At 49.3% G+C, this 8,643-nt stretch carries 10 protein-coding genes; 6 read left to right on the forward strand and 4 right to left on the reverse strand.

The features are described from left to right. Window positions 1-291 (forward strand): co-chaperone GroES, encoded by a 291-nt coding sequence (locus CWI84_RS11480; protein ID WP_126842732.1) that lies wholly within the window; start codon window positions 1-3, stop codon window positions 289-291. Between the two features lie 37 nt (window positions 292-328). Then, window positions 329-1,972 carry a chaperonin GroEL gene (groL, locus tag CWI84_RS11485; RefSeq protein WP_126842733.1) on the forward strand — a complete coding sequence of 548 codons (1,644 nt, stop codon included), beginning with the start codon at window positions 329-331 and terminating at the stop codon, window positions 1,970-1,972. 70 nt (window positions 1,973-2,042) lie between these two features. Here groL and priC read toward each other — a convergent pair whose 3' ends face one another. Both priC and epmB read right to left on the reverse strand, forming a co-directional pair. Continuing rightward, entirely contained in the window at window positions 2,043-2,360 is a 318-nt protein-coding gene (gene priC / locus CWI84_RS11490; RefSeq protein WP_126842734.1) for a primosomal replication protein PriC, read from the reverse strand. Window position 2,361: 1 nt separating this feature from the next. Then, on the reverse strand, window positions 2,362-3,426 hold the full coding sequence (gene epmB, locus CWI84_RS11495; RefSeq protein WP_126842735.1) for an EF-P beta-lysylation protein EpmB: 1,065 nt from the start codon (window positions 3,424-3,426) through the stop codon (window positions 2,362-2,364). 75 nt (window positions 3,427-3,501) lie between these two features. Between epmB and efp the strand changes: the two genes are divergently transcribed. From efp to CWI84_RS11510, 3 genes are all read left to right on the forward strand, one after another. Next, window positions 3,502-4,071: an elongation factor P gene (gene efp / locus CWI84_RS11500; RefSeq protein ID WP_126842736.1), complete on the forward strand. Its 570-nt coding sequence runs from the start codon at window positions 3,502-3,504 to the stop codon at window positions 4,069-4,071. A 2-nt stretch (window positions 4,072-4,073) separates the two neighbouring features. After that, on the forward strand, window positions 4,074-5,051 hold the full coding sequence (epmA, locus tag CWI84_RS11505; RefSeq protein WP_126842737.1) for an EF-P lysine aminoacylase EpmA: 978 nt from the start codon (window positions 4,074-4,076) through the stop codon (window positions 5,049-5,051). Between the two features lie 67 nt (window positions 5,052-5,118). Then, window positions 5,119-5,526: a MerC domain-containing protein gene (locus tag CWI84_RS11510; protein ID WP_126842738.1), complete on the forward strand. Its 408-nt coding sequence runs from the start codon at window positions 5,119-5,121 to the stop codon at window positions 5,524-5,526. Here CWI84_RS11510 and trmA read toward each other — a convergent pair. Then, window positions 5,503-6,615 carry a tRNA (uridine(54)-C5)-methyltransferase TrmA gene (trmA, locus tag CWI84_RS11515; RefSeq protein ID WP_126842739.1) on the reverse strand — a complete coding sequence of 371 codons (1,113 nt, stop codon included), beginning with the start codon at window positions 6,613-6,615 and terminating at the stop codon, window positions 5,503-5,505. The genes CWI84_RS11510 and trmA overlap by 24 nt on opposite strands. Before the next feature lie 230 nt (window positions 6,616-6,845). Here trmA and CWI84_RS11520 point away from each other — a divergent pair, with 230 nt between their 5' ends. Beyond that, window positions 6,846-8,447, forward strand: a complete 1,602-nt coding sequence (locus CWI84_RS11520) for a S8 family serine peptidase (RefSeq protein WP_126842740.1) — start codon at window positions 6,846-6,848, stop codon at window positions 8,445-8,447. Here CWI84_RS11520 and CWI84_RS11775 read toward each other — a convergent pair. Beyond that, window positions 8,428-8,643 (reverse strand): hypothetical protein (locus tag CWI84_RS11775; protein WP_206750173.1); only part of this gene is annotated, 216 nt, incomplete at its 5' end. The genes CWI84_RS11520 and CWI84_RS11775 overlap by 20 nt on opposite strands.

Below are 8,643 nucleotides of genomic sequence, written 5' to 3' on the forward strand. Positions count from 1 at the left end.
ATGAAACTTCGTCCTTTACATGATCGTGTGATCATTAAGCGTTCTGAAAAAGAAGCCAAGTCATCTGGCGGTATCGTCCTGACTGGCTCTGCCGCCGAAAAGTCGACTCGCGGTGAAGTCGTTGCTGTGGGCAACGGTCGGATCCTAGACAACGGTGACGTTCGCGCATTGGATGTGAAAGTGGGTGACCACGTCTTGTTCAATGAAGGTTACGGCGTGAAAACTGAGAAGATCGACGGCGAAGAGTTCTTGATCATGAGCGAAGCCGACATCTTGGCGATTGAAGAATAAGCATAGTCTTAACCCATTTCGATAGAGGAAAAGAATCATGGCAGCGAAAGAAGTGAAATTTGGTAACTCAGCACGCCAGAAGATGTTGAAAGGTGTTAACACGCTGGCTGATGCAGTTAAAGTGACCTTAGGTCCAAAAGGCCGTAATGTTGTTTTAGATAAGTCTTTTGGTGCGCCATTGATCACCAAAGACGGTGTGTCTGTTGCGAAAGAGATCGAACTAGAAGACAAGTTCGAGAATATGGGCGCACAAATGGTTAAAGAAGTGGCGTCTAAAGCAAACGACGAAGCCGGTGACGGTACTACCACCGCTACTGTTTTGGCGCAAGCCATCGTCAACGAGGGTCTGAAAGCTGTTGCTGCGGGTATGAACCCGATGGATCTTAAACGCGGTATCGATAAAGCCGTTATCGCGGCCGTTGAGGAATTGAAGAAAATTTCTCAACCGTGTGCAGATAACAAAGCGATTGCGCAAGTCGGTACGATCTCGGCTAACTCTGACGCAACCATTGGTGAAATCATTGCCAATGCGATGGATAAAGTAGGCCAAGAAGGTGTTATCACTGTTGAAGAAGGTCAAGCGTTGCAAGACGAATTAGAAGTGGTTGAAGGTATGCAGTTCGACCGCGGTTATTTGTCGCCTTACTTCATTAATAACCAAGAAAGCGGCAGCGTAGAGCTGGATTCGCCTTACATCTTGTTGATCGACAAGAAAGTATCGAACATCCGTGAATTGTTACCAGTATTAGAAGGTGTTGCGAAAGCGGGTAAACCGTTGTTGATTATCGCTGAAGACGTTGAAGGCGAAGCCTTGGCAACCTTAGTGGTGAACAACATGCGTGGCATCGTTAAAGTGGCTGCGGTTAAAGCCCCTGGTTTCGGTGACCGTCGCAAAGCCATGTTGCAGGATATCGCCGTATTGACTGGCGGTACCGTGATTTCGGAAGAAATCGGCATGGACCTTGAAAAAGCTCAGCTTGAAGACCTAGGTACAGCTAAACGCGTTGTTATCACTAAAGATAACACCACTGTGGTTGATGGTAACGGCGATGAAGCAGCCATTGAAGGCCGTGTAACGCAAATTCGTCAGCAAATTGAAGAAACCTCTTCAGACTACGACAAAGAAAAACTGCAAGAGCGCTTGGCTAAATTGGCTGGCGGTGTAGCCGTTATCAAAGTCGGTGCAGCGACTGAAGTGGAAATGAAAGAGAAGAAAGCACGCGTTGAAGATGCCCTACACGCAACTCGTGCAGCGGTTGAAGAAGGCGTGGTTCCTGGTGGTGGCGTTGCCTTGGTTCGCGCAGCAAGCAAGCTGGGTGAACTCACTGGCGACAACGAAGACCAAAACGTGGGTATTCGTTTAGCACTGCGGGCAATGGAATCACCATTGCGTCAAATCGCAACCAACGCTGGCGCTGAAGCCTCTGTAGTAGTCAACGCTGTTCGCAACGGCGAAGGTAACTACGGTTACAACGCGGGCAACGACACTTATGGCGACATGCTAGAAATGGGTATCTTGGATCCAACCAAAGTAACCCGTTCAGCACTGCAATTCGCAGCCTCTGTGGGCGCGTTGATGATCACCACCGAAGCGATGGTCAGCGAATTACCACAAGATGATAAAGGTGGTATGCCTGGCGGCGACATGGGTGGCATGGGCGGAATGGGCGGCATGATGTAAGCCGACGTTCCCACGTCACTAAAAAAGGAGCCTGCGGGCTCCTTTTTTTATATTTGGTTGGCGCTGCGAATTATCCCGCTTGGCGCACGTGTTTTAAGCGGGCGACGGTTTCAGTGAGCAGTTGTAGCTTTTTAACAATGCTCTCAAGCGCTTCGTCGTCTTGTTGCTCGCGCCACTTTTCGACGTCTGCGGTGACCTCTTGTAAGTAGGGCTGAAGCTTATTGCCTTTGGTCTCGAACAGGGTTTCGTCGGCAAACACGGATTGGAACTTGGCCTTTCCCTCTTTGCGCAAATCATCAAGGTATTTGTCGGCATCGATCACTTGCCGATAAAGGGTTTGGAGATGGTTTTGCAACTGTTCGTCGACGCGTTGTTGGGCTTCGTTCATTCTATACTCCTGAGTCTTCTAAATTCGGCATGATCGGGGTCTTGCTGGCTTCGCCGTGTATTTCGCGCACCAGCTTGGGCACCAGAAAGCCCGGCAATTGCGCTAACATTTGTTGCCACAATTGTCGCGCGCGTTCGTCGCTGACCGCGAAGTGGCTGGCGCCATCTACCTTATCCAACTGATGTAAATAATAGGGTATCACGTCGGCAGCAAACAATGCTTCAGAGAGCTGGCTCAGTACCTCGGCGCTATCGTTAACTCCGCGCAACAGCACACTTTGGTTCAGTAAATGAATGCCGCTTTGGTGCCATTGCTTGAGCGCTGTGGTTAGCTCTGCTGAGATTTCATTGGCATGGTTAGCATGTAACACCAAAATAGTTTGCAAACGAGAGGCGTTTAAGCGTTGTCGCAAGGTATCGGTTAGTCGTGCGGGGATAACGACGGGAAGCCGCGAGTGAATTCGCAGCCGGCGTAGCTGCGGGAGTTGTTCTAAGCGATCGAGTAAGTTATCGAGCTGGCGATCGTTGGCCATCAGCGGGTCGCCGCCGCTTAAAATCACTTCGTTGATATCTGGGTGTTGCGCAATGTATTCGCACACCTGTTGAAGGGTGGCATTGTCTAGCCGTTGTTCTGCGTACGGAAAGTGGCGCCGAAAACAGTAGCGGCAGTTTACCGCACAGCCACCCTTAACGATTAACAATAGCCGTGACCGATACTTATGCAGCATGCCTGGTATCGGCGATTGTTGTTCCCCTAACGGGTCAGCCGAATAACCAGCGGGGCTATGGAATTCGTCACTTAGCGGCAACACTTGGCGCAACAACGGATCGTTTGGATCCCCCGGGCGCATTTGCGCAACAAAGGGCTTGGGAACCATCAGCGGAAACAACTGACGTGCTTTGCTGTGTTGTTTGAATGCCGAAGGATCAAGCTTAAGTGCGTGCAGGAGCGCCTCAGGATCGCGGTAGGCTTCGGCAAGCTGTTGCTGCCAAAGCGCTCGCACAGATACTGTTGTGGTTGTCGCTTGTTGCGTCACAATGACCCCAGTAGAATTCACTAAAAGCATTATTTTAACTGAAATCGTCGATCATTTGTTTTATTATTGGCGACAATCCATCAGGGATAAATAAAGGGAATAGAGATGGCAAATTACAGCACTAACGAGTTCAAAGCTGGCCTGAAAATTATGCAAGATGGCGAGCCATGCAACATCGTTGAAAACGAAGTGGTTAAACCGGGCAAAGGCCAGGCGTTTAACCGGGTGAAAATCCGTAAGTTGATCAGCGGTAAAGTGGTTGAGAAAACCTTCAAGTCTAACGAAAGCGTTGAAGGGGCAGATGTTGTTGACGTCGAATTAGCCTATTTGTACAACGATGGTGAATTCTGGCATTTCATGAACAACGATACTTTTGAGCAAGTTGCTGCCGATGCTAAAGCAGTTGGCGATTCAGCCAAATGGTTGGTGGAGCAGGACGTGTGTACGCTCACCATTTGGGACGGCAACCCCATTGCGGTGACACCACCGAATTTCGTCGAGTTAGAAGTGACCGAAACCGACCCAGGGTTGAAAGGTGATACTGCCGGAACGGGCGGGAAACCAGCAACGCTGAGCACTGGTGCGGTGGTTCGCGTACCACTATTTATCCAAATCGGCGAAGTGATTAAAGTCGATACCCGTTCGGCTGAGTACGTCTCTCGAGCGAATAAGTAATTATGGCGCAGTTGCCCTGGCAACCGTCAGCAAGTTGGGCGTTGTTACAACAACGGGCCAAATTGTTGCAGCAAATCCGGGGCTTCTTTGCCGAGCGTGGCGTAACCGAGGTGGATACGCCACTGCTGTGTCGCTTTGGGGTGACTGATCGGCACCTAGAAAATTTAACCAGCCGTTTTGCCCATCGCTTTCCTGCAGGGCATCAACAGTTACAGCTACAGACTTCTCCAGAGTACGCCATGAAGCGTATTTTGGCAGCCTACCAACAGTCTATCTATCAGCTTTCACATGTGGTCCGAGACGATGAAGTCGGCCGTTATCACAATCCGGAATTTATGCTTTTAGAGTGGTACCGGGTTGGCTTCGACGATCGGCAATTAGCGCAAGAAGTGGAAGCCTTATTGCAGCTTACCTGTGATGCCCCTGCGGCTAAATACCTGAGCTATCAACAGGCATTTATCGACGCCACCGGGCATGATCCATTAACTGACTCAGGGATTAGCGCACTAAGGCGCGATTTAACCAACGACCCGAAATACCGTGACTGGATTGCTAACGAAGACGATAGCACGGTGTTGCAGGTCGCCTTTTATGAATGGGTGGAATCCGCTTTTGCGCCGCACCAACCGGTCTGCATTACACACTTTCCTAAAGCCCAAGCTGCACTGGCAAAGATAGCTGCAGATGATCCCAGAACTGCACACCGTTTTGAATTTTACTATCGTGGTGTGGAGTTAGCGAACGGCTACTTTGAATTGACCGACGTGGAAGAACAGCGGCAACGCTTTGCGGAAGATAACCGTTTACGTCAGCAGCATGGACAACCGCCTAAGGCCGCTGACGAGTATTTGTTGGCGGCCCTGGAACATGGTTTACCCTCATGTGCTGGAGTGGCGCTGGGATTCGATAGGTTATTAATGATCGCCACCGGCGCTGAGCATATTGAAGAGGTTTTAGCGTTCACTACTGCATCTGCTTAGAATGATCCCCTTGCTGAAAACCTAAGTATGTTATAATATTACATAAAGGGTTTCGGCAAGGTGGGTTATGGAACAGCAGTTGGCGCAAAGTAAATTGGATAAAACCGGCATGTGGGTGACCACTGTCTGTGCTATCCATTGCCTATTGTTACCGCTGATTTTACCGCTACTCTCCGTTATCGGCTTATCATTTATTGGCGAAGATCTGTTGGAAAATACGGTGCTTTCTTTCAGCATCGCGATTGGCTTACTAGCGCTTTTCATGGGCGCTCGGAAGCACAAAAAATGGTGGCTAATGCTGCTTTTGTTAGGCGGCGCCGTGATTTATTCTAATCGAGATATTTTCGGCCCTTGGGGTGAACCGGTTATTATCTTGCTTGGCGCGGGAATGATCATTTACGCCCACTGGGTAAACTTGCGCTGGTCTTTACGGTTAAGGGCGCAACACACGTCAACTGCTGCGCCGTCGGAGTAATACCCCCGATTCCATGTGTTCAGTGTACGGGAACTGATCAAATAATGCTGCCGCAGCCACGTCATGACTCTCGCACAACGTCGCTAAGTTCGCGCTGAGCGTATCAGGATTACACGAGATATAGAGAATCGTGTCGTAGTTAGCCACTAGTGCCAGTGTTTGCTCGTCTAAACCTGCTCGCGGTGGGTCCACTAACACCGTGCGGCAAGAGAATTGCTCGAGTTGTGCTTCGGCGATCCGCTGCGAGGTTTTCTCCCCCTTCAACGCTGCGGTAAAATCTTCCGCCGACATTCTTACCACAGTCACATTGTCGACCTTATTGAGCGCCGCATTCTCGCGAGCGGCTGCAACGGAAGATTTGCTGATTTCTGTGGCTAGCACTTTGGTAAAATTGCGCGCAAGGGGAATGGTGAAGTTACCATTACCGCAATAAAGCTCGAGCAGATCGCCGTCGCTAGATTGGGTGTGCTTGTCAGCCCAAGCTAGCATCGCTTCATTAATGGCATGGTTTGGTTGAGTAAAACTGTTCTCGGTTTGGCGCAACCAATAGTCACGTCCTGCAACGTTTACTTTATCGGTAACTGTGTCACTTTCCAGCACTCGCTTCTGCTTTCTCGCCCTGCCGATAATGTGCAAGCATTCGAGTTCACAAGCATCCTCTAATTGCGAACGAAGTTGCTCAGCATGCTGTTGCCACTGGTCATCTAACGGCCGGTGGTACAACAATGAAATAACCGCTTGTTGGGTGCTGGTGGTGAGGAAATCGACCTGAAATAGTTTGCGACGGAGAATATCGTTGGGTTTCAGGCGTTCTATTAACTGTTGCATTAGCTGGTTAATTAAGCGAGAGCCCGGAACAAACTCATCCATCCGGATTTTTTCGCGCGTTTCCGGATTAAACATGATGTAGTAAAGGTCATCACCTTCATGCCAGACGCGAAATTCTGCGCGCATACGATAGTGCGTTTGCGGAGAGGGGAATACCTCAAGTGCTGGCGCATCAAATGCGGCAAGCTTTGCTGTTAACCGTTGCACCTTTTGCGCTAACTGCTGTTCGTAAGTGCTTGGGTCGATCGTTTTATAGGTCATGAGTACTCCCTCGTTAATCCGAGGCGCATTGTAGAATTTTAGCGCTTAAAGTCCAACTTCAACGCCACTTATGCAGCAACGCTATGTAATTATTCAGTAAAGCTATGTAACAATTTGTTACATTTACGTCATTTGATGTCATACTAACTTCGCCTCCGAGCAATCTCCCTTGCTCATGTTGTGTTGGCCCTGAAGGAAAAAACCAATAAAACAAACAGGGTTAATTATCTATGTTATCTAAAAAGTTAAAGAGCCATCTTTTAGTTGGCGCGGCACTTGTTGCTGCGGGAATGAGCGCGTCTGCGTTTGCTAAAGCGGATCAACAGCGTGTTATCGTTAAATTCCAACCTGGTGCAAAAGCGGCTGTGGAAAAAACGGTCAAAGCGGCGGGTGGTCATCTAAAAGTGGACTTATCACGTTTTGATGCAATGGCAATTTCGGTTCCCGAAGCTGCGTTGAACGGATTACGCAATAATCCAAACGTGCTTTACGTAGAAGAAGACGTTAAGCGTAAGTTGCTATCGACTAATGAGTTCGAGCCGAACAAGCCTTACGGTATTGAGCAAGTCCAAGCTGACTTAGTCAGTGACGCGGCTGCGGGTAACCGTACCGTTTGTATTATCGATTCGGGCATCGATCTAGGCCATCCAGACTTGCCTTCCGCAACTGTCACTGGTTCATTTGATAGTGGTACAGGCAACTGGTACGAAGATTTCAATCACCACGGTACTCACGTTGCGGGAACGATTTCTGCACTAGCGAATGGATCTGGTGTAGTCGGTGTAATGCCGAACGGCACCATTAACTTGCACATTGTAAAAGTCTTCAATGCGGATGGTTGGGGCTACTCATCATCGCTTGTTGCGGCTGCATCAGAATGTGAGAACGCAGGTGCGAACGTGATCAACATGAGCTTAGGCGGAACACGTGCTAGCCGTACGGAAGATCAAGCGTTTGCCTCATTATATACCAACGGCATTTTGAGCATTGCTGCTGCGGGTAACGACGGCAACACCCGTGATTCATACCCTGCCTCTTACGATAGCGTAGTTTCAGTTGCCGCTATCGATAGCAACAAGCAAGTCGCTAGCTTTTCACAGCAAACCAGCCAAGTTGAGTTATCTGGCCCGGGTGTAGCGGTATTGTCTACGGTTCCTCGTGGTACTGGGCAAACGTCCTCTGCAAACGTTGCCGGCACCGATTTCGACACGTTGGCAATGGAAGGCTCACCACAGAGTAGTGCAACCGGTCTATTGAGCGATTGCGGTATTGGCGACGCGCCATGTGCCAATGCTCAAGGTGATGTGTGCTTAATTCAGCGTGGCACAATTAGTTTTGCTGAGAAGGTACAGGCCTGTGAAGCTGGTGGTGGTGTTGCTGCCATCATTTACAATAACGAAGCAGGTCCTCTTTCGGGCACGCTGGGTACTACAGTCACGTCAATCCCTTCGGTGGGTGTTAGCGATACTGCGGGTGCGCAATTGTTGAACCTATTGGGACAAACTGCGAGTGTGTCTGTGGAAGCCAGTGACTGGGCATATTTTGATGGTACCTCTATGGCTACACCGCATGTTGTGGGTGTCGCGGCATTAGTTTGGAGCCAATTCCCAGAATGTACAGCGCCACAAATCCGTCAGGTATTGGATATGACTGCAGAAGACTTAGGCACTGCTGGACGTGACAATGCTTATGGTTTTGGTCTGGTTCAAGCAAAAGCGGCAGTTGACGAGTTAACCTCGAATGGTTGCCCTACCGTTTCTACTGGTGGAACAACTGGTGGTAATGGTCGTGGTAAAGGCGGCAAAGGCGGCCCTAAAAACACCAAAAATTAATACCTAAGGGTATTTTTAAAAATCCGACACCCGCCATTTGGCGGGTGTTTTTTGTTGCTTTCATTAACAATTGACGAAAAACCCAGCGAACGACAAAAAAAGCAAAGAAATCTCTGAAAAAGCGCTTGACGGGACAAGTTAAATCTCTAAAATGCGCCCCACGTTTGAGGCAGGCAACGAAGCCGCTAAAAACAGC

This window comes from Idiomarina tyrosinivorans (genome assembly GCF_003987475.1).
Lineage (GTDB): Bacteria > Pseudomonadota > Gammaproteobacteria > Enterobacterales > Alteromonadaceae > Idiomarina > Idiomarina tyrosinivorans.

Coding starts and splice junctions, on each gene's coding strand:
- priC (WP_126842734.1), bottom strand. CDS start 2,360: ATGAACGAAGCCCAACAACGCGTCGACGAACAGTTGCAAAACCATCTC.
- trmA (WP_126842739.1), bottom strand. CDS start 6,615: ATGACCTATAAAACGATCGACCCAAGCACTTACGAACAGCAGTTAGCG.
- efp (WP_126842736.1), top strand. CDS start 3,502: ATGGCAAATTACAGCACTAACGAGTTCAAAGCTGGCCTGAAAATTATG.
- CWI84_RS11510 (WP_126842738.1), top strand. CDS start 5,119: ATGGAACAGCAGTTGGCGCAAAGTAAATTGGATAAAACCGGCATGTGG.
- CWI84_RS11520 (WP_126842740.1), top strand. CDS start 6,846: ATGTTATCTAAAAAGTTAAAGAGCCATCTTTTAGTTGGCGCGGCACTT.
- epmB (WP_126842735.1), bottom strand. CDS start 3,426: ATGCTTTTAGTGAATTCTACTGGGGTCATTGTGACGCAACAAGCGACA.
- epmA (WP_126842737.1), top strand. CDS start 4,074: ATGGCGCAGTTGCCCTGGCAACCGTCAGCAAGTTGGGCGTTGTTACAA.
- CWI84_RS11480 (WP_126842732.1), top strand. CDS start 1: ATGAAACTTCGTCCTTTACATGATCGTGTGATCATTAAGCGTTCTGAA.
- groL (WP_126842733.1), top strand. CDS start 329: ATGGCAGCGAAAGAAGTGAAATTTGGTAACTCAGCACGCCAGAAGATG.